This window comes from Paenibacillus sp. OT2-17 (assembly GCF_009827695.1).
Lineage (GTDB): Bacteria > Bacillota > Bacilli > Paenibacillales > Paenibacillaceae > Paenibacillus > Paenibacillus polymyxa_B.
The window spans coordinates 1-20,844 of record NZ_WUDQ01000040.1; the positions used below are offsets into that span (position 1 = coordinate 1).

General features: G+C 47.9%; 22 protein-coding genes. 2 read left to right on the plus strand and 20 right to left on the minus strand.

Translation table 11 applies throughout. The features are described from left to right. Positions 1-138 precede the first annotated feature (138 nt). The 9 genes from GRP75_RS09145 to GRP75_RS09185 form a co-directional block, all read right to left on the minus strand. Positions 139-1,485, minus strand: coding sequence for a phosphoribosyltransferase family protein (locus GRP75_RS09145; protein WP_160789143.1), 1,347 nt, complete (start codon positions 1,483-1,485; stop codon positions 139-141). A gap of 52 nt (positions 1,486-1,537) precedes the next feature. Next, positions 1,538-2,725, minus strand: coding sequence for an HpcH/HpaI aldolase/citrate lyase family protein (locus GRP75_RS09150; protein WP_028542072.1), 1,188 nt, complete (start codon positions 2,723-2,725; stop codon positions 1,538-1,540). Positions 2,726-2,892: 167 nt separating this feature from the next. Continuing rightward, positions 2,893-3,627 (minus strand): TerC family protein, encoded by a 735-nt coding sequence (locus tag GRP75_RS09155; RefSeq protein ID WP_160789137.1) that lies wholly within the window; start codon positions 3,625-3,627, stop codon positions 2,893-2,895. Positions 3,628-3,653: 26 nt separating this feature from the next. After that, on the minus strand, positions 3,654-4,922 hold the full coding sequence (locus GRP75_RS09160; RefSeq protein WP_023987195.1) for a TerD family protein: 1,269 nt from the start codon (positions 4,920-4,922) through the stop codon (positions 3,654-3,656). A gap of 102 nt (positions 4,923-5,024) precedes the next feature. Further along, positions 5,025-5,606 (minus strand): TerD family protein, encoded by a 582-nt coding sequence (locus tag GRP75_RS09165; protein ID WP_023987194.1) that lies wholly within the window; start codon positions 5,604-5,606, stop codon positions 5,025-5,027. Between the two features lie 31 nt (positions 5,607-5,637). Beyond that, a complete protein-coding gene (locus GRP75_RS09170; protein WP_013308970.1) occupies positions 5,638-6,213 on the minus strand; it encodes a TerD family protein in 576 nt (191 codons plus the stop codon). Between the two features lie 47 nt (positions 6,214-6,260). Continuing rightward, the gene (locus GRP75_RS09175; protein ID WP_160789138.1) at positions 6,261-6,854 is read right to left on the minus strand and encodes a TerD family protein; all 594 of its coding nucleotides are present in this window, start codon (positions 6,852-6,854) and stop codon (positions 6,261-6,263) included. Positions 6,855-6,882: 28 nt separating this feature from the next. Next, positions 6,883-7,329: a tellurite resistance TerB family protein gene (locus tag GRP75_RS09180; RefSeq protein WP_160789139.1), complete on the minus strand. Its 447-nt coding sequence runs from the start codon at positions 7,327-7,329 to the stop codon at positions 6,883-6,885. Between the two features lie 516 nt (positions 7,330-7,845). Then, a complete protein-coding gene (locus tag GRP75_RS09185) occupies positions 7,846-8,877 on the minus strand; it encodes a WXG100 family type VII secretion target (RefSeq protein ID WP_075153803.1) in 1,032 nt (343 codons plus the stop codon). Between the two features lie 198 nt (positions 8,878-9,075). On the opposite strand from GRP75_RS09185, the gene GRP75_RS09190 reads away from it, so the two are divergent. Both GRP75_RS09190 and GRP75_RS09195 read left to right on the plus strand, forming a co-directional pair. Further along, positions 9,076-9,858 (plus strand): Cof-type HAD-IIB family hydrolase, encoded by a 783-nt coding sequence (locus GRP75_RS09190; protein ID WP_023987190.1) that lies wholly within the window; start codon positions 9,076-9,078, stop codon positions 9,856-9,858. An 89-nt stretch (positions 9,859-9,947) separates the two neighbouring features. Then, complete coding sequence (locus GRP75_RS09195; protein ID WP_013308962.1) at positions 9,948-10,736, plus strand: formate/nitrite transporter family protein; 789 nt, start codon at positions 9,948-9,950, stop codon at positions 10,734-10,736. 77 nt (positions 10,737-10,813) lie between these two features. On the opposite strand, the gene GRP75_RS09200 is transcribed toward GRP75_RS09195, so the two are convergent. The 11 genes from GRP75_RS09200 to GRP75_RS09250 all read right to left on the minus strand — a co-directional run. Beyond that, positions 10,814-11,059: an HPr family phosphocarrier protein gene (locus GRP75_RS09200; protein ID WP_023987189.1), complete on the minus strand. Its 246-nt coding sequence runs from the start codon at positions 11,057-11,059 to the stop codon at positions 10,814-10,816. A 90-nt stretch (positions 11,060-11,149) separates the two neighbouring features. After that, on the minus strand, positions 11,150-12,019 hold the full coding sequence (locus GRP75_RS09205) for a DL-endopeptidase inhibitor IseA family protein (RefSeq protein WP_028542069.1): 870 nt from the start codon (positions 12,017-12,019) through the stop codon (positions 11,150-11,152). Positions 12,020-12,130: 111 nt separating this feature from the next. Beyond that, entirely contained in the window at positions 12,131-12,364 is a 234-nt protein-coding gene (locus tag GRP75_RS09210; protein ID WP_023987187.1) for a hypothetical protein, read from the minus strand. Positions 12,365-12,539: 175 nt separating this feature from the next. Beyond that, complete coding sequence (locus GRP75_RS09215; RefSeq protein ID WP_371918000.1) at positions 12,540-14,405, minus strand: rhamnogalacturonan lyase; 1,866 nt, start codon at positions 14,403-14,405, stop codon at positions 12,540-12,542. Between the two features lie 157 nt (positions 14,406-14,562). Further along, entirely contained in the window at positions 14,563-15,120 is a 558-nt protein-coding gene (locus GRP75_RS09220; protein ID WP_023987185.1) for an SLOG family protein, read from the minus strand. Positions 15,121-15,532: 412 nt separating this feature from the next. Beyond that, positions 15,533-15,874 carry an iron-sulfur cluster biosynthesis family protein gene (locus GRP75_RS09230; protein WP_160789140.1) on the minus strand — a complete coding sequence of 114 codons (342 nt, stop codon included), beginning with the start codon at positions 15,872-15,874 and terminating at the stop codon, positions 15,533-15,535. A 218-nt stretch (positions 15,875-16,092) separates the two neighbouring features. Then, positions 16,093-18,015, minus strand: coding sequence for an IucA/IucC family protein (locus tag GRP75_RS09235; protein WP_160789141.1), 1,923 nt, complete (start codon positions 18,013-18,015; stop codon positions 16,093-16,095). After that, positions 17,975-19,228 (minus strand): type III PLP-dependent enzyme, encoded by a 1,254-nt coding sequence (locus GRP75_RS09240; protein WP_160789142.1) that lies wholly within the window; start codon positions 19,226-19,228, stop codon positions 17,975-17,977. The genes GRP75_RS09235 and GRP75_RS09240 overlap by 41 nt, the downstream gene beginning before the upstream one ends. Further along, positions 19,225-19,365, minus strand: a complete 141-nt coding sequence (locus GRP75_RS29635) for a hypothetical protein (protein WP_237448972.1) — start codon at positions 19,363-19,365, stop codon at positions 19,225-19,227. The genes GRP75_RS09240 and GRP75_RS29635 overlap by 4 nt, the downstream gene beginning before the upstream one ends. A 6-nt stretch (positions 19,366-19,371) precedes the next feature. Further along, a complete protein-coding gene (locus GRP75_RS09245; protein WP_237448973.1) occupies positions 19,372-20,001 on the minus strand; it encodes an HpcH/HpaI aldolase family protein in 630 nt (209 codons plus the stop codon). Next, the coding region (locus GRP75_RS09250; RefSeq protein WP_272917188.1) for an IucA/IucC family C-terminal-domain containing protein at positions 19,998-20,844 on the minus strand (847 nt) is incomplete at its 5' end. The genes GRP75_RS09245 and GRP75_RS09250, both read right to left, overlap by 4 nt.

Consider the following 20,844-nt stretch of genomic DNA (forward strand, 5'->3'; position numbering starts at 1 on the left):
CACGATCCTCCATCCCTTTTTCCAACGTAACCCGGCTCAAATCCTTCAATAAAAAAGTGACATCCGAGGCAGGATAACTGCCCAGCGGTTCGGGCGGATGAATGTTCTTCTGCTGTATTTGCTCCATGAGTGCTTGCTTCATATCCGCGCTCCTTTACTCTCCTGACTAGTTAAACCGTTAAAATAAACGACATGCACTTTATCGCAGCCCAGACGGGTCAAAGCCTCCAGCATGGGGTTCATCCGCTCCGGGTCCGACTCCCTTTCCATCAAAACGAATATTTCGTCATACTGACCGGGGTCTACATTATAAATAAAATTGCGTATCGTACTGTCCTCAGGTGATGGATATGTCACACCACAAGCGACTCCATACCCTTCTTCGCGGTGGGGATACACCGGGCTGCGTGTCGTCGATTGAAAATACACATCCGGACCTAACTCTGCTGCAATCCGCATTGGAATGTACATGAATTCGCCTGTGCCCATAACCAGCGTGCGTTGCCCAGAACGAAGTTGGTTCAGTCGTTCAGCTGTACGCGTGATTTCTGCATCCAACGCTGAATTGTCAGCGGATTGTAGACCAAAACGGCCTGTATATTTTAGATAAGGAGCTGTATTGGCGTATCCGTCCGTTGACATGGAACTGTGTACTACCCGCTCAAAACCGGAAGTATCCTTTTCAAAACGGTGGTCAATTATCCCAGAAGCGTCTTTATTAACCTCTGCCATGCTAGTGGCTGCATGTTCTGGGTGCCCAACCTGTGCAGCATATTCTGCGTGATCCAATATGGGTACTCCCTGTACCTCAATCTTTCCTTTGAGCAAGCTTAAAGGCGTAATCGTAATGCCTAGCTCTGCCTCCAGATCAGTGAAAGCCTGCTCATCGCTGTCTGTCCGCCAATCCAATAATGAAGCAATCACATACTGCTTACGCGGAAAATGCTCCTGAATATCCCGTATGATATTAAGCGTTGTTTTTCCCGTCGTAATTTCATCATCTACCAGCACAATCGGGCCATCTCCCGCAAAAGCATCTTCATCCAGTGCATAGCAACGATGGTCAACAGCGTGCGAATGCTCTTCTTCAAACCGAATAATAGGCCGAAGGCCCGGAATATCCTCGCGCGTCGTATGAATATACGAGGCTCCGTCGTCAAACAACCGATACATGCTGTGTCCCAGTGCTGTAGCCGTCTCGGCAAAACCAACAAACTTGATCGGCTCCGTAAAAGCAAAAGCTAAACGTTCATCCATCAGCTTTCGGTAGGCCTCTTTCGCATAGTCCGGGTCAAGAAGTCCTCTCACAGCCTCTCCAATCAGTTCATCCATTTGTTGTCCTGCCTGTGGGACAAGCTCCTTATATAGTAGAATCGCCAGCGCCGCACCACTGAGCAGAGAAGTGTATGGGTTTACCGGAATATGCTTACCCAGCACCTTGCTGACAAACAAAAACGAACGCTTTTTATTGACCCGTGCCGCCATCGCAAACAGCTTGTCCACAGGAAGGCGGAATGGATTATGCGTCTCCGTAATTTTAACGCTGAACTGCTCCAGGATTGGCAGCAGATGTGTTTTCGTGGTTGGGTAAGAGACTGACAAAATGTTGTTGTTCATGTAACACCCCGTATACTTTTGATCTATTGATAATTCGATGAGCCCAATTCAAATGCGGCTTAATTTCATTCATTTTGTTGGCATAGGTACTTTTGAATACACCCAGACTGCCGTCGTTACGCTCAACAATTTCAAGTGCATCCATATACTCTTCATGTGTCACCGCATACATGGCCTGTACCGGTTTAATATGGGAGGGATGAATAATTGTTTTGCCGATAATCCCATTCTCTTTGTCCATCATGACTTCTCGAATCAGTCCGTCTACGGCATCTGAGATGAAGTCCATCCGCAAGTGTCTTCCCGGCTTTCCAAGTGCATCTTCGAAAGGGGACACTCTTAATTGAGGTTTAAAGACACGTTCTCGGTGAGAGAAATATTCCCATACAGGACCGGAAATGACATAATTTGAGCCCACGCGTCCAAACAAGTTAATAATATCTGCGATGCAATCCCGAATGACGGCAATTTCATAAATCGTAATATCCGGGCTGCGTCTCAAGCCATACAGACTGGAGAAATCGGTTGCCCCAATTCGTACATTGAGCACATATTCCTGGTACTCGTCTAAAATTTCCTTAATTGACAGCAGCTCTTTCCAGCGGGTTTCCCGATATATGATTTTGGAGCTTTCAAGAATCGGTAATCCGTACAGCACAGGCATGTCGCTTGCGTTTCCTGCCCCTGTATGCATATTCCGGTTATATTCGGAAATGAGTGCAAAATACGCCCGTCCATTATCAGAAGAGAACTTAGGTAAGACAAAGCCCGTGAGCAGCGACAAAGATTCACCCAAACCGTTCAGTAGTCGTTCCAACTGCTCTACAGAGCGCACACGCACAAATAACAAAGGTAATTGCTGTTCACTCATCATCCCCGTCCGTACATAGGATAATAGTTGAAGCAGCTGCTGTGCCAGCGATTGTTCTGCCTGTCCGACTTGGTGATCCCCTATAGCATCCTCCAAATCCAAAATGACCGTTGTTAGTCCTTCATGTTTTCCATTTTTGATCTCTTCCGCTACCTCCGAGCGGGTAGCAGGCATGTACAAAGCTGCTCCTATTGCATAAGCCAATATACTTTTGGGAGAACGGTTATGAAACTCCAACGGTGGAGTATAAAAGATCGCTTCTACTTCCTCAGAGGTTAAATCATTAAAATATTTCAGGGCCCTTCCCCTCCTCTTGCTCTTTCTTGCCTGACTGAAGCCCTGTGCTTCGGGTATAAAAGAAATCCCCCCTTAGTTTCAGGAGGGATTTCGCTATACTTTGTACATTAAGCCTCTTTGTCGGCCTTTTTCTTTCTTTTCGCCGAGCTGATAACCATTGTGCCTACAAAGACAGCAATCAAAATGCCGAAGAATAAAACCTGCGACATATGAAAGCCAAAAGCAGCAGCCAGCATTTTACCCCCGATAATGGCGATCATAATAAAGGCTGTCTGTTCCAGTTCCGGAAATTTATCAATGAGCTTGAGGAACACTTGAGCAACACCACGCATCATCAGAACGCCGAGAATACCACCCAGGAACAGAACCCATACTTTCTCGCTCACACCGAAAGCGGCAATGACGCTGTCAATACTGAAGGCAATATCCATCAGTTCGACCATTAATACGGTTTTCCAAAAAGAAGTAGGTTTGTTTTTCACTTCTCCATCACCTTCGGACTTGAATAAGCCCTTATAAGCGATATAGAGCAGATAAGCCGCACCCAGTACCTTAATCAGCGTAAACTTAATCAGGAATGTACCCAAGCCGATAGCCAGGAACCTGAATATATACGCACCCAAAATCCCGTAAAATAAGGCTCTCTTCTGTTGTTCCTTTGGTAAGTGTTTAACCATAACTGCGAGAACCAAGGCGTTATCCGCCGATAAAAGTCCTTCCAGCAAAATGAGAGTTCCTATAATCCCCCAACTCACTGGATCAGTAAGCGTAGCTACAATATCACTCCATGAAAAGAAATGGCCATAGTTTTCGCTGATATTTTTAAACAAATCATTCAACATGAAAAGAGTGCCTCCGATAATTCAATTTATTTGCTACCCTGCGACCAGCGCATGCCCCAGTTATAGGCCCGATCCAACTCACGATGACCGCCATAGAACTGCACGAGTCTTTCAATGCTGAACGTTTCATCGTTTACATTTTGAATCATGGCAATCGCACACATCCCTTTGCGATTGTCATGTTCATTCATGTGAACGATAATGTCCGGCCCATCCTTCTGGTACAGCGTGACTACCCCGTCCGCTTGTGACCAGTTCGTGACTCCTTCATAGATGAAGGTGAACACCAAAATTCGCTTAATTTCAGAAATTTTAGCACCATTAATGCGAAGATTTTCCCCTGTTTTCACAGAGCCTGTACGGTCGTCGCCATCCAGAGCAATGTACGGGAAGCGATTTAGAGAACCGAAAACTTCCCCGAGCGCCTGCACAACGCCTTTATCTCCGTTCTTCATCTCATACAAGCAGCCCAGATCCAGATCGACACCCTTGGAGCCGCGATTGAAAAAGCCCTTGCTTTGCTGCACCTGATTCCAGTTCAGATTGATCAGGATTTCACCCAAGCCGCCTGAGCCTTTTTTCAGGTTGATGGTGTCGCCCTTCTTCTTCAGCTCAATTTTCCGCAGATTCAGATTCACCGGTGTTGCAGATGGCTCTGGCTTCGGAGCAGGTGGTACTGGTGGCGGCGTTGGTGCTGGTCGAGGCGCTGGAGACGGAGGTGTAGGCACTGGCGTGGGAGGAGCCGGACTGTTTTCCACTTCAATCCCAAAATTAACGCACAACGCATCCAATCCACCGGAAAAACCTGCGCCAATCGCGTTGAATTTCCATTCCCCGTTATGACGATACAGTTCACCAATGACAATCGCCGTTTCCACTGTAAATCCACTGTCCAAATTAAACCGCAAAACCTCTCCGCTAACCGGATGAGCAAAACGAATGAACCCACCTTGAACCTGTCCAAAATTTTGCCGTTTCTGATCCGCATCATAAATCGTTAGCGTAAACGCAATCTTCTCGATGTTTGCAGGAATTCGCGTCAGATCAAGGGCAAATTGCTTTTTGTCACCGGACTGTTGTCCGTCTGAATAGGTGATAAAGGGCGTGGTCGGATTGTTATAAAAAATTAAGTCCTCATCGCCCGATACTTTTCCTCCAGGACCCAGCAAAAATGCCGAAGTATCCAGCTCCAGAGACGCTGGGGACTCCCAGCCAATCCCTACGTTGACATGGGTCAGGCCCGGATTTGTTTTCGTCAAATCCGCCTTCTGTCCCTTTACTACGATAACAGCCATGATTGTGTCACCTTTCTGTCCGTTTGTCATGTGTCAGCGTACGCTAATGTAATAGCTTAAAAAGAAAGGGTAGCGCCCTATGGACACCACCCCAAGTGGATATTATTGAGCGTCCAAGCCATAGTTTTTAGCAAGCGCACCCAATCCACCAGCAAAGCCACTACCGATAGCCTGGAATTTCCAGTCCGCATTCTGACGGTAAAATTCACAGAATACGACGGCCGTTTCGGTGGAGAAATCTTCTCCCAAATCGTAGCGCAGCACTTCACGATCCGTTGCCGCATCTACCACACGTACAAAAGCATTGGACACTTGACCAAAGTTTTGCGCGCGTGCCTCGTAATCATAAATGGTAACCGTGATCCCGATACGGTGGATGTTCGCAGGAATCTTCGAGAAATCAACGATGATTTGCTCGTCATCCCCATCGCCCTCACCTGTGCGGTTATCGCCTGTATGAGTAACCGATCCTGCTCCGCCTGTCGGGTTGTTGTAAAATACAAAATCATCCGCAGCTTTGGCTTTACCGTCTTCATAAAGTAGGAAAGCCGAAGCATCCAGGTCAAAGTCCGCGCCACCACTGTATTTATTCGTATCCCATCCAAGACCTACAACGACACGAGTCAAGCCGGGATTCGTTTTGGTCAGATCAATACGTTGTCCTTTGGAAAGGCTAATGGTCATTCCGCATACCTGCTTTCTTTGTATAGATTTTTTACGCCAAACCGTAATCGCGCGTCAATCCTGCAAGACCATCTTGGTAACCGCTGCCAATGGCATTGAACTTCCACTCACCGCTATGACGATACAGTTCGCCTACAACAACGCCTGTTTCGATCGAGAAATCTTCTCCCAGATCAAAGCGGACCAATTCTTCATTGTTTGCTTCGTTTACGATACGAGCGTAAGCACGGGACACTTGTCCAAAGTTTTGGCTGCGTTCTTGTGCTTCATAGATTGTAATCGTAAAAGCGATCTTTTCAACGTTAGCTGGCACGCTACCCAGATCAATTTTAATTTGCTCGTCATCTCCGTCGCCATCACCTGTGCGGTTATCCCCTGTATGAACGACAGAGCCGTTCTCATTTTGTGGGTTATTAAAAAAGACAAAGTTCTTATCGGATTCTACTTTACCTTCCGCATTAGCCAAAAATACGGATACGTCCAGGTCAAAATCTTTACCGCCATCGTATTTGTTTGTGTCCCAACCGAGACCAACTGTGATTTTGGACAAACCTGGATTTGTTTTCGTCAAATCGATTTTTTGACCTTTGGATAAGTTAATTGCCATGAGTAAGAACCCCTTTTCACATTAAGTTTTGTATGAGCAACCTAAAATTACATATAACGCTGAGCCAGCACATCAATATGTACGGCATGGGTTCCTTCACCGATTGCAGCAAACTTCCATTCGTTGTTATGACGATAGAGTTCTCCACAGACCAGTGCGGTCAGCCCTTCATAATTATCAGATAAATTAAACGTCACCAGTTCCTTGGAATTAGCACCATCCAGAATGCGGATATACGCCTTCTCGATCATGCCGAAATCCTGTTTCCGGTTTACGCAATCATATATATTCACAACAACAAGCACTTTGTCGACATTGGCAGGAATACGTGCCAGGTCAATCGCAATTTGTTCATCATCACCGTCGCCTTGTCCGGTCAGATTATCACCGGAATGCACGACAGAGCCGCATGGACTTTTTTTATTGTGGAAACATATTACGTTATCTGACTGAGTCAGTTTTCCGTTTGCGTCCAGCAAAATGGCAGAAGCATCACAATCAATATTGGGTTGCTTCTTGAAGCCAAAAAATCCTTTGGACTGTACAGGGTCCCATCCCAATCCTGCTATAACCTTGGTTAGTCCTGTGTTTCCCTTGGTCAAATCAATTTTCTGGCCCTTGACCAGATTAATTACAGCCACTGATTAACACACCTCCCTTCCGTAAAATTTACAGACTAAATTCAGACGGATTCAAACCAAGCGCGCCGCAAATCTCAGCCACAACTCGCTGCTCATTGGCATCAAAGTCACCATCAGCTGCGCCAATAGCGCTACATACGCCAACGACGAGTCGGCCTACTTCAGGCTTGCCATTCAATTTACCAATCGCCTTCAGTGCTTCCTGTTTACCGATTTGAGGTGAAAATTCAAAGTTCGCTACATAGTGATTGAAACGGTTGATGACCTCACCCATATCAAACACTTTCAATTCTTCACTGATATTTATGTATCCGGCCATTTTTGTTTTCTCTTCCGGACTAATCGTACCGTCAGCAAATGCTACTAACGCACAGCCTGCAACAACAGCTTCCATAAAATCTTTATTCTTAAACTTCTTAACTTGGTCTCCAAGTCCTTTTTTAGTTGTATTCAACCAATTTTTAAATGTACTCATGTTTCCCTCCACAATTACGTATTTGGGTAAAGGTATCCTAGTTAATTTCTTCCTTTACTATAACCTGAATTACGATCTTTTTCTACAATAATATACAAAAATACGGTAAATCCGATCTATTTATTATTGGTATCCTCTCTATCTTTAGCCCTATTTCTACATAAAACCCTCTCTTCCATCATCCATCATTTGGTACCCCAATTGCAAGTCTGTGAAATGGTAGAGTTGATAGAAAGGCACAGCCTTCCAATTTCAACAGAAGCACTGTGCCTTTGATCATAATCCACGGTTTATCCATCTATAAATTTAGTTCTACTTAATTTTCACTTCTCTTTGGATATGTATTCTATCTATTTAATATATCGGTTTTCCGAAAAAATTGGTAACCAAAAAATCTACAGACTTCTCCAGCTAGCGAGTTTACAGTTTCCACCTGCCGCTCACCTGTTCCAGAAAAAAAGACTGTAGATTTTATAGATACTCCTATTCACGCTATTATCGTTCACAGCTCAAGACCTAGTTATAATCCTCCCAATAGCGATACTCCATTTCATTCTCACCTTTGGTGACGATGATCATATTTTCAATATGTCCGGTTTCTTTATTCGTTCGGTAGATCATGGTACGGGTTTCGCCCTCATCGGGTACAGAGAAGAGTACTTTGTCACTGAGCATGCCGCCACCAATGCCGACGACGTGTTCCCCCCACCCGGAGGCTGCGCCAGAACCGATGCCCGAACCTGCCCCACTAACTCCAGCCCCGCGCGACAAAATAAGACCTATTCCATATCCGGTGACGGTCTGGGCCGTTTTACCTAGAGCGTGCTCTCCGGCTGATTGGGTATGCTTTTGGACCCAGTAATCGTATTTATCCGTATTTTGCTCATAACTCACAACATTCCCTTTTTTATCGATAGATATATCCGTTTTGCTTCCGTCTTTACCTGTCAGTTCGGTGACGGCGACAAGGGAATCGGATGTGATCTTGGAGGTCTCTCCTGTATTGTAATCTGTACGGGGAACTGAGTCCTCATATTGCAGCCGCAGGACATTCATCTGGTCATGAATTTTCTGCATAACCTGCTTGTCGCCGATGGCCTCGGCGTTTTTCAGCAGTTCCTCATATTGATGATATTTATCCGCGTCTGCCTGATCCCATTCATCTATATTTTTTGGCTGCTTGGCAATTTCTCCACCAGCATCTCCAGCCTCTCCACTGCCTGCCAGCGCTGCGCTAGCGTTCATTGCCGCTGCTAGGGCTGTCCAGAAGCCACGTGTGCTTTCACCATCCGCATTTCTAAACTTCGAAGCGATGCTTTTCAGCTCAATTTCAATGGATTGAACCTTATTTAATACAGAAGAAAGTGTATATTTAGCCGTACGATAGTCATTATAAAAACGATTCCTCTCCATACCATCCCACTGGCTGTGAAGGCGGTTCATTGTGCTATCCAGGCCGTTTAACTGGTTATACAGTGTGCCGTGGGCATTGGCAAATTGGGAGGCCACGCTGTCCAGCTGCTCCGGTGTGACTTGGATTTTTGTCATGGTGATCACATCCCATCTATGAAAATAGGAGATAGAAATTATTTTTTACAGTAATCCTTATTTCATATTGTAAGCTATAGAGGTCGGACATTCATGAGGATTTATACGTATTTGTGTATTCAGAAGCAGTTCCTTTGATATAATGAATCCATATGAGTTTATTTCGACAATACATTATTGAAAGTCAGGTGTAGGGACATGTCAGACAAAAAAATTATCTTTTTCGATATCGACGGTACATTACTGGACGATGACAAGAAAATGCCGTTAACGGCAGAAAAGGCCGTCTTTGCTTTGAAAGAGCTGGGACATGAGGTGGCCATCGCAACAGGCCGTGCGCCTTTTATGTTCAAAGATATCCGCGAGCAGTTGGAAATTGACTCCTACGTCAGCTTTAATGGGCAATATGTCGTGCTTCGCGGGGAAGTGGTCGCTACCAATCCGTTGAACAGAGAAGCCTTGCAAGCGATGACCGATCTGGCCCTCACACATAATCATGCTCTCGTATATATGGATCATATGGACATGAAGGCCAATATTCCTAACGATGAGCTTGTGGAGAGATCAGTCCAAACGCTTAAGGCCAAGATTTCAGTTGGATACGACCCGCTCTATTTCCAGGGAAGAGATATTTATCAGACGCTGTTGATGTGTACAGCAGAAGAAGAGCCTTTCTATGAAGCGGTATTCAAGGCGTTTGACTTTGTGCGCTGGCATCCGAGTTCTGTGGACGTTGTTCCTCATGCTGGCTCCAAAGCGAAGGGCATTCGCGAAATTACATCCAGACTGGGCATTGCCGATGAAAATCAATACGCCTTTGGCGATGGCTTAAATGATGTCGAGATGCTGACAGCTATACATAACAGCGTCGCGATGGGCAACGGCTGTGATGAAGCCAAAGCCGCAGCTAAAATGGTCACAAAACGCGCAGATGAAGACGGTATTTTGTACGGACTGCAAAAGCTTGGCTTGTTAAGCTAATAGGATTGCTGATAGACTGGGCATGTTTCGGGAAAAATAAAGTCTGTTTAAAGACTTACATATGAGAAAATAGGAGGTTGTCCTTAAATATGGAGACGGAAGGCTTACGCAATGTCGAACAGCTAGCCATGAAGAAGTACAAAATTTACAAGCAGAGCCTACTCCGGTATTTGGCACGTTCCATGCTGGCGAGTATGTTCATCGGGTTCGGCGTTATTGTAGCCTTCAAGACGGGCAACTTTTTTTACATGGAGCATTCTCCATTCACTTATCCCATGGCGGCACTCACGTTCGGAGCGGCCATCATTCTGATCGCTTACGGCGGCGGGGATTTGTTTACAGGTAACACCTTCTATTACACGTATGCTGCGCTCCGTAAAAAGCTGCGCTGGGGGCAGGTGCTTCGATTATGGGCTGCCAGCTATGGTGGTAATTTGCTGGGTGCAGGGGTATTTGCACTCCTTATTTACTTGACCGGGCTGTTTGACTCCTCCAGCGTGAACAGCTTTCTACTGAACGTGGTTGAGCATAAAATGGAAGCGCCTGCAATGCAGCTATTCTTCCGAGCTATTTTGTGTAATTGGCTGGTCTGTCTTGCCTTTTTTGTTCCAATGTTTATGAAGGAAAATGGTGCAAAGATGTTTGCCATGATGCTGTTTGTATTCTGCTTTTTCATTTCGGGATATGAGCATAGCGTGGCTAATATGTGTACTTTCGCCATTGCGCTCGTGCTGGATCATCCGGGTACGGTTTCTGTCGCTGGCGTGATCCATAATCTCGTTCCGGTTACGCTCGGAAATCTGGTTGGTGGAGTGTTGCTTATGGGGGTTATGTACTATTCGGTGAATCTCCCGTTTTTGGACGAGGAAGAACACTAAAAAAAAGAAGCCGTGGGACTTTGGTTCCACGGCTTCTTTGCGTTATTTTAGTAATAGAGCAGGTGCTTTCTTGCCTTTTATCCTTCTTGAGCAGGAAAATGGATAAACTCCTCCAACTCCTTGAACAGCTTCTTGGGATTAACATTGTCAGGTACAACCAGAGTTAGCGGCTCATCCAGCTTCAGCACATACATGCCTAAAATGGATTTGGCATCTGCCATGCCGCTTTTGCCATGAATCCAGATGTCATAGGTATAATTCGAAACGATTTGATTGATTTTTTCAATATCCTTCACGTCTTTTACCTTGATGGGTGTCATCATTGCACAGCACTCCCCTGTATTGAATTGGGGCTTACGAAACAAGCCTTAACATCACTTTACCCCATATGAAGCCTGTTGCAAAATCTTAATTTAGAAAATGACATGCGGCGCGGAGCTGATTTTCCAGTAGCTGCCGACCTTTTCAAAATTCACGGTGATTTTCGCATTCGGCTGCTTGGTTTCTGCCGGATAAGGCACGGTTAGCAGGTAGCTGCGCTTCACCGGAGTCATGGTTACCATTTTCGCCGTAGCCCGGCTGAACTCTAGCAAATTGCCACCATCTGCGTTCAACTGAGCTAATCTGCCGTTAACTTCAACGAAAAATTTACCGACAAATTGCTCACTGGCCTGCTTTGTGTAAGCCTGCGTCAGATAGCTGATCAATTTGGTCTTCGTGCCGATGTCCTCGGACAGATAGCGGTAGCTTTTACCGTTCAACTGGAACGACTCACCTACCGGGCTGCCACCACTAATCGCATACTGATAACGAGACTGCGCCTCCAGCACTAGCGGAACCGCACTCTCGTGGTTCAGCTTGTCCAGCTGCGTCGGTTTCACGCTGGTAGCCGTGGCTGCTGGCGCCGAAGTGGACGGCTGTTGCGGCTTAGACGGCTTCACAGTCGACGGTACGGACGGAGCAGCCGCTGGTGCTACCGATGTAGATGGACGCTGTGCTGGTGCAGACGGAGCTACTGGTGTAGCGGCTTTAGCAGAACCTGCGGCTGCAGCCGGGGTCGAGGCGGCTGGAACCGATGGCGCTTGCGCCGGGGCTGGCATCGTAGCCGATGCAGACGCTGCTGGTGCTGGCACCTGGGCTGGGACGGATGCAGCCGGATTGGCCACGCTCGGTTGCGTCGCTTCCGCTGGAGCGGTCACGGCGGGCGCGGCAGCGGCGGCCTGTGCCACGCTCATTAGTGTGGCCGCAATGCACAGCGCGGATAGCTTCGTATTTATTTTCATACTCATATACACCTCCATAATCATATGTCTGCATAAACTGCACACGTTTCTATTATAAGAATTTCGCTTCTCGATTGGGTTGCTAAATTGTTTCTATTTGCCTTTTTTTGTTCATTCTGCACGAAGTTTGTCCGTATTTGCCGGGGACGGCTGTTCTGATTGTTTCAACTGCTTTGCCTCCATCTCTTCCAAGGATAGCGACAGTTGCTTAACAGATCGGTCCAGCTCCTCCAATCTGCGACTCAAAGTGACGAGGATGTATTTTAACAGAATCAGACTTAATGCAGCAGGGAATCCGACATTAGTTACGAGCTCGATCATGCCTTCAGTCGTTAAAGAACTCACAGATTCCGCCTCCTTCTTCATACATATGTTCCATCAATAAGAACTAATGTTCCCATTTTTATGGAAATCATACGTTATCTTTTGGGCTCTCATGACAAAAAGAGCTCCAATTAGCTAGGAGCCCTCTCTGTTTTTGTTCATTCTACCTGCTTTCAGACCACTTTCGAACGACATATCAAGGAGTATATATATTCGGCTGCTGGGGCTTGGACATCCCTTCTCCGAGATAAAACCCGGTGTGCGGCGGCTGATTATAAGCTACGTTCTGCCAGGCAACACTCAGGCGATACACTGGATCATGCATAAGCGTATAGAATCGATGTTCTGACTCGTATGGTGTTGTGTAGATCCGCAGCGCCGAATTATCACTTTTGCGCCAAATGACTTCCTCACGCCAGTCACCGAAGAGATCGGCCTGCAAGGACGGTGTTCCTTTGGTTCCGTTATTGGAACTCGTTCCTGTTGCCGTAAGCAAGTTGGAAGTAGTCGAGTTCGTATAGTTCCACTTGTCTATCTTTCCAGCGCTTGATGAGGTATGATCCAGCAGTTCACGGAGGAGATCCCCATCCCACCAGATGCCAAAATTAATGGAAGACGGTAGCGTGTTGGTGATGAGCTCCCCCTTGGCTGAACGCAAACCAATACCCGGTGCCCACTGCTCGTTCCCTTTGGTCCGCGGGTCAATGTCTGCCGACATGCCTCTTCCGGTATCCTTGCCTGTATTTACGCCCCATAAAATATTTCCATTACGCGGGTCGTACATGGCAGCTCCGTAGGTGGCATTTTTGTCCTCGTTCACCTTGAACACTTCATAACCTGAACGGTCGGGGTCCAGATCGCCAACATGAAGTGCATCTCCATGTCCCATCCCCGTGTTAGCCAGCTTCGCTCCGTTATCGTCTACAACCAGCGAGCCATACACGATCTCATCCTTATCATCTCCATCCACATCCGCCACGCTCAAACTGTGGTTCCCCTGTCCAGCCGTCCCGGCATTGGTGGAGCTGTTGCTGTCAAAGGTCCAGCGTCGGCTCAGGTTACCGTTCCGCCAATCATATGCGACCAGAACGGTGCGGGTGTAATAACCACGTGCCATCACTATGCTGGGTCTCACGCCATCCAGATAAGCAACCCCGGCGAGAAAACGATCCACACGGTTACCATAATTATCTCCCCAGCTCGATACCGTTCCGCGCGGTGGCACGTAGTCAATCGTACTAAGAGCCTTGCCTGTATCACCTGAGAACACAGTTAGAAACTCGGGACCTTTCAAAATATATCCGCTCGTGTTTCGATGATCAGCCGAAGCGTCCCCAATCTTTACACCTGCACCATCCACTGTGCCGTCTGCTGTTTTACATACGATCTCTGCTTTACCATCTCCGTCAAAATCGTAGACGAGAAATTGCGTGTAGTGAGCTCCAGCCCGTATGTTCCGTCCCAGGTCGATCCGCCATTTGCGTGTTCCATCCAGCTCGTAGCCATCCAAAAATACATTTCCCGTATAACCGGATTGCGAATTATCCTTGGCATTGGAAGGGTCCCATTTTAACACAATCTCATACTCGCCATCCCCATCCAGATCCCCTACGCTGGCATCATTGGCATGGTATGTGTAATTCACATTATCCGGAGTTGTGCCTCCCGCGGGCTGCTGGATCGGAACATCCAGGTAGTTGTTGTTCCATACCTTCACCGCAGGAGAAGCGCCCTGCTCTGCTCCATTGACCACGGCACGAACGGTATACGAAGATGAGGTCGTACCTGCCTTGTCCAAAAAGTTGGTTCTCGATGTAATCGGCGCATCGTTCACCTTGCTTGTCCCTCTGTACAAATTAAAGCCGACCGAATCCGCTTCCGTGCCCAGCAAGCGCCAGCTCACCAGTACACCCTCAGGCACCTTTACAGCGACAGCTCCCCGGCTTAGCTTTTCCATTTGCCTCGTAGAGGCAGCAGAGACCTGGCTATCCATCGGGGTGACCACTCCACTCAACATTACACCGAGACAGAGCAACGCAGTATACCGAAACCTTTTGTTCATCTGAATCGTTAGCTCCTTTCATGGTTTGTATTTTCAATAGATTTATTTTATGTGACTGATAAGTTATTGTTATTTAAATTTTATGATAGCGCTTACATAAATGTAAAGGGACGAATACGTCCTTTTTGTTCAAAAATCCGGGCTAATGCTTTAAAAATCAGAGGTCCATGAATAATCGTTCTTCATCCGCAATGCTCTGGATATCCTCCGAGCTGATGCTGATATACTGATAGCCCTCTGCCTGTTGTTTTTTCAATGCAAGTTCCTTCATAAAACGTGGGCTGCCCTCTCCCGCATCCTCATCGTAAACAAGCAATAAACCGTCTGTTTTGCGGAAAAGGAGTTCATCCCGTGCCTTAAGTTGCCATATTCCCTGATAAGGCTGGCGGCTGACTACTCCCACATAGTCAACTTCGGCACAAATCTGCTGAAAATATTCCTTTTTATCCTCTTTCCATTTTTCTTCCATATTTTGATAAGCCATCATAATAGAGCATTTGAGGTGGGGATATTGCTGTTTTAGTGCAGTAACGACCTCACAGGCCCACAAGTCCACCCCGTATTGGCCGGGGGTAATCACCCATTCCAACCCTTCTTCGACCAGGGGAATAAGCCTGCCTGCAATCGCCTTTTTAATATATGGAATGCCTTCGTGCTTCTGACTGAAAATATTCAGCTCATGGGCACGATAGCCCGAAACAAGCAAGTTTTTCATCTTCTCAACGTCCTTCTCCGATTATCATAAAGGTTATTGTACCACTTCAGAGCAGACCACTAAACACTTCGTTTTTTGGAGGAACGAATTGAATATAACGCAAAAGACGAACCTCTTCCAATTGGGCTGGATCAGGTTCGTCTTTTGGAGTTTGGTATTCATTCATGCTTTTTGGGTGCCTAATGAATTCCTATTATCTCTTCTGAGCATAATCCTCACTTGGTATTTTCATTAAAACGACATACAGGCTGGACGTAGTATCTGCGCCGTTGCGATAAGCAAAATGCTCGTCTCCGGTGATATGAATGATATCCCCTTTGACTACCGCCGCTTCCTTACGAATAATACGTTTGTTGAATTTGTTCTCCTGATATTATTGAAATTGGGTAAGATTATTTTTTTCCATTCCCTATCACTCCTCAGACGATTTTATGCGGACATCTTTAATTCTAATGTTGCTACTAAATATACCGGCATCACTACTTAGCTTGAATGACGGGTAACTAGGGTCTGCCTCAAGCCGCATTCTGCTATCGAACTGCTGCTCCTGCTGCTGATCTACCCAAAAAGAATAAGGCTCAGACTGAACTACTTTATCAGTTGTATTCGGTGTAGTGACAACCAAGATGACGAGTACGCCATTGCATCCACAATCCTCTGTGTCATAAAACAACTTGAACATTCCCGGTCGTCCTGAAAGGGCCAATTCTAGTCTTTCAACGGACAAGGAATCCAATTCTAAATGTATGCTCATGAGATGAATTCTCTCCTTTGTAAATGAGATGTTTGGAACCGTCAGCTCCATAAAGACTAAATTTTAACTATGTGTTCATTATAGTCATGTTTTCGTATGTGTCTATGTGACTGCACTCACTGCTATCAATGAACTCTTACATAAAAAGGCAACCCGATTACACCGGGTCACCTCCGTCATCTCTCATCTTATCTAAACCAACATTCTAGTCACAACTTCTATCCTTTGTAAAAAGGATTATGACCTGTGCCTTTGCCCGATGGCATCGCCCCAGGCACCCCGTCCGCTTCAAGCAGCGGACGGACAATGAGCTTCACCGGCCATTCCCTGCTCTCGAATACCGCTTGGAACAGCTCGGCCCGGTCAGCTTCAGGAAGCGGCACCACCCGTAGCGCTTCCTTCCACGCCTGCTCGGTGATATCCCATAATTTCGCTTCCGGGATAGGATACACCTCGCTTAGCGCTTCCATAATCGCAGCTAGGTTCACCTGCGTGCCCAGCGACTGCACGTAGAAGATCAGCTTGCGGATCGTCTCATTATACAAGCTGTTCGAGTATCCCGGCCGGATATGATAACCTGGGTCCGCAATGCCGTGTTTGTCCAGATACGGCTGATGCAAACGTACGGAGTCGTGGTCACGGAATAACAGGCCGTTCACCCGTCCGTCCCGCAGGACCACACAGCAGTTCTGACCGTGAATTTCGGGTACAACGCCTACCTTGAACAGCCGCATCACCACATCATAGAATAACGCCGTCAGATCGGTGTAGAATCCTATAACCTCTTCACTGGTTAACTCTCTGCCCAGCAGGTCGGATAACATATGGCGACCTTCCAGCGTCACCCCAAGCGCAGCCATGGGAATGACCTGCATACCTTCTTCCAGCAACTTTGGCGGATAGATGCGAATCTGGGCGGCCAGATGGCGAGGATGATCATCGAACAATCCCATGGATTCCGGCATGTATCCCCACCAGTTCCGTTCCTCGCAGAGCCACACTTTACCTGTAAGCGATTCATCGCAGGCCACCGCCTGTCGTAACATCTTCTCCCCAGCCAGACCATTCAGCAGCTTCACTACCGGGAGATAGCGGGCGGCCCCGAGAGATAACACACTGACCGGAAGCTTGAGCATCTGTGTGGATTCTTCCATCGGGGCCATCGAGCGCAGGGACGATGTCGCCTGAACCTCTCCCAATTCAATATCCAGTACAACGATGGTACCGTCCGCGATCTCTCCGTTGAAACGTGGCAAGATGATATGTTCCATCTGCCATGGATGTACTGGCATGGGCATGTATTCTTGCAGATTCAGGCCCTTCCGGGCCAATTCTGCTTCCAGCCTGCTCCGCTGTTCTTCATCCAGTACATCCAGTGTGGACAGCCCTTCCTCACATCCCTGTTGTACGGCATCCCAACGCACCGCCACCCATCGCAGCGGGATCTCCTTCCTGAATTCCGCTGCATACCGGGTCACATCCGCTTCTGTGAACCCCACCTTGGCCTTGGAGGTGGGGTGAAATGGACGATCTCGCAGCGCTGCAACCTGCTCTCCCTTGATAAACCAATCGTAGGCATTGAACGGAACTTGTTCTCTCAGACGTTGTACCTGCTGGAGTCCCAGTGCCAATTGCTCGGTGGCTATTTTCACGCCTGCGAAGAATTCCGCAACCCCGGGATGCGCGTATGCTTCATCCGAAAGCGTCATCCGAAGCACAGCCTGTCCTACGACTGCTGGAGATTCAAGAAGCTTCCAGCCTCCATCCGGTGTCTCTCCATAGACGGGTGAACCTTGTACCCATTGATATCCCTGCCTTTTGCCTGCTTTCACCAGAAACAAAATCCCTTTCTGATGCAGCATAAGCTGTCCACTATGTCTACCTGCCCCATTCTCATCCTGCTTATCCTTACCTGCGACATTGCCGTCGGTTCCGTTCCCCGTTCCCCATCTGCTCTGCGAAGGACCTCCATTACCATCCCCCAGAAACATTCGGCGGAACGGTTCTGGTGAAGTAGAGAGTTCAATGAACGGATGCCCTTCCAGCGGAAGCAATTGCTCGGCCAGAAATGCATTGATCAGATCCTCCATAATCCGGCGCTCAGCGTCTTGCAGACTGGCACGCTTCATCACTGTTGACATGGTTATTGTCCTCCGTCAAATAATGGAATGCCGGGTGCGGATGACCCAGAAAATCATGATGCGAGATGGTCCAGCAATAGGCTCCCGACTTCTCGAATACAACAATATCGCCTACCCGCAGCCGCTCTACTTCCGCATCTGAATGCATACGATCCTTGGGTGTACACAGTTCTCCGACCACGTGAACTTTGTTGTCCCGTACCTCTGGTCTTGCAAACGAATGCCCCCAACGGTCCGTAGACATAATGTGAAACGGATGGTTGTGTCCCCATGATGCGGGCAAACGATTATGATGTGTACCTCCTCTTAACACGGCAAAATGCTGACCATGCGATGTTTTGATGTCCGTAACCTCTGCCGCATAATAACCGTGGTCAGCGACAAGCATGCGACCCGGCTCAAAATACAACTGTATGCCGCGTGAAGCAAGGCGCCCTCTGGCTTCACTGCGTTCAATTAAGGATGTGAACAGGGACCAGTCAAACCCGGGGCTACCATCATATGTGACGCCAAACCCGCCTCCGGCGTTAATTACTTCAAGATGCAGGTCATATGCCTGCTGCCACATCTCCACCTTTTGCAAATACATCTCAATCATCTCGGCATGCAGTCTTGCGTCTACATTGTTCGATAACGAGTGAAAATGAAATCCGCATAAACGCACCGAACCCGCGCCTTCCTCACGAATGACCCGGACTGCTTCCTCCACGCTCTCCTCATCCATGCCAAATGGACTCGGACCACCGCCCATTACAATCCGGGTCCGTGGCAATGTGCTGCTTCTCAGATTGATCCGCAGCAGAATGCGGACTTCCTCTCCTCGCCTTGTAGCAATGGCGATGACACGCCGCAGTTCCAGCAGGCTCTCCACATGAATGAAACTCACCTGATGCTCGATAGCCTGCTTCAACTCATTCTCCTTTTTCCCTGGACCGCCAAACAGGATTGGAACCTCGCTACTTACGCTCCTCACCTTGAGCAACTCGCCAATGGAAGCTACCTCGAACCCGTGAACCCAGGGCAGCAAAGCCTCAATAATTCGGGAATCCGGATTGGCCTTTATGGCATAGAACAGCCGTGTGCCTCTGGGCAGCGTGTGCAGCATGTGACGGACCTGCTCCTGAATACCAGCCAGATCGTAGACATAAGCACATACCGGGTCTTCACTATCCCTTTGCAGTTCATGGATCATATTCCATACGCTTGATTTCATATCAGTCCACCCGCATTTCCATAGTCATTCCGTTTCTGTTCGTATGCCCGAAAAGCCGTATTCCGGTCATCGCCCAACACGTATATGTATACCCCTCGTTCGGCCCACAGCGCCATGCCTTCCTTGCTTCTGGCCACCGTTGCTTACGGTACCTGGCACTGCTTCGTGGCTTCGTATAATGCGCCTAGCGCACGCTGCACGTCTGGATGTTCCGTCTGCCACGGTACACCAAGTGATTGCGACAGGTCTGCCGCCCCCTCTAGTACCCAGCTCACCTGGGGATGAGACAGAATGCTCGCACTTTGCCGGATGCCCTCCACACTTTCGATCATCGGTACAACCATCACTTGTTCATTCGCTTCCCGAATATACCCGGTGAGTGGATACTTGCCGAATACCCCCGGACGCCCACTGTTCAGACTCCGCATGCCAAGCGGATGATAATACGCATGACGAACCACTTCCTCCACCTGCTTCCGCTGTTCCACATGAGGTATGACGATGCCTTGTGCGCCGCAGTCCAATACCTTTAGAATCTCTGTTCGCTCTACCTTCGAGATGCGTACCAGCGGGGTCATTCCTGCCAGCTCCGTAGCACGAACCAGCTCTTCCACCGATTCCATATTCGTTGCGGCATGTTCCAGGTCGATAATTACAAAATCATATTCCGCATGTCCAATCATCTCAATGATGACCGGATGTGGGATAGAGACAAAGAGGCCAAACACCGGCTGTTTACGTTCAATTTTCTCCTTCAGCGTGTTGGTTCTCATCCGAGAACGTCCTTCGCCAACTTCAGCGGATTGCTGGCCTTACGGAAATACAGTTCCCCATCCCCATACAGGCGGCGCTTGGTCATCTCTTCAATCAGCGCATCCTCGGCAAAAAGATCAAACCACTCGAACCGTTCCTCGTACTCCGGGTGCTCTCGCTGATAGTCCACAATCGTGGCCGCGCACAGCTGCCAGAACGCTTCTTCCGTCAGACCGAAATTCTCCAGCGTCAGCGCAATATCCGTCATGCAAATAAAAAAGAACGCATCATACGTATAGTCCCGGACTTCCGACACGTCACCCGCGTAGATAAAGGAATACCGATTGAACTTGCGGTGGGTCTCCGGTTCGGGGTGCAGCTTCGGGACTCGTTCTGGATTCAGCAGCTTCTCGGGTACATAGCGGACACCATCATGAAGGTCCTTGATGATGATCCGTTTCGGCAGATCATTTTCCAGCACCAAAATGATATTCTGGGCATGCGATTCCAGCGCGATGCCGTGTGCATAGAGCAGATGAATAATAGGCAGCGATACCGTTCTAACGAGCGCTTCACTCCACTTCTGAATGCCATGATGCTCAACTGCACCCTGGATAAACGGTACCCCGTTCGACTGTACCAGCATAAGTGCATTTAAGGGCCAGGCAGTCTCGCCTTCTTGCAGATGAACAGATACATTTTCACGCCAGATCGCCCCTGTTGTGCCATACGCCCGTCCATACTGGATTGCAGGCAAATTCTCGTACCGGAGCGAGTGTCCCATGATCTCTTTCAGTATGGAAAACTCTTCCCGTGGCAACAACTCATCCTCTCGAATGAGTTCTTCCAGCCAGTCGCTGATT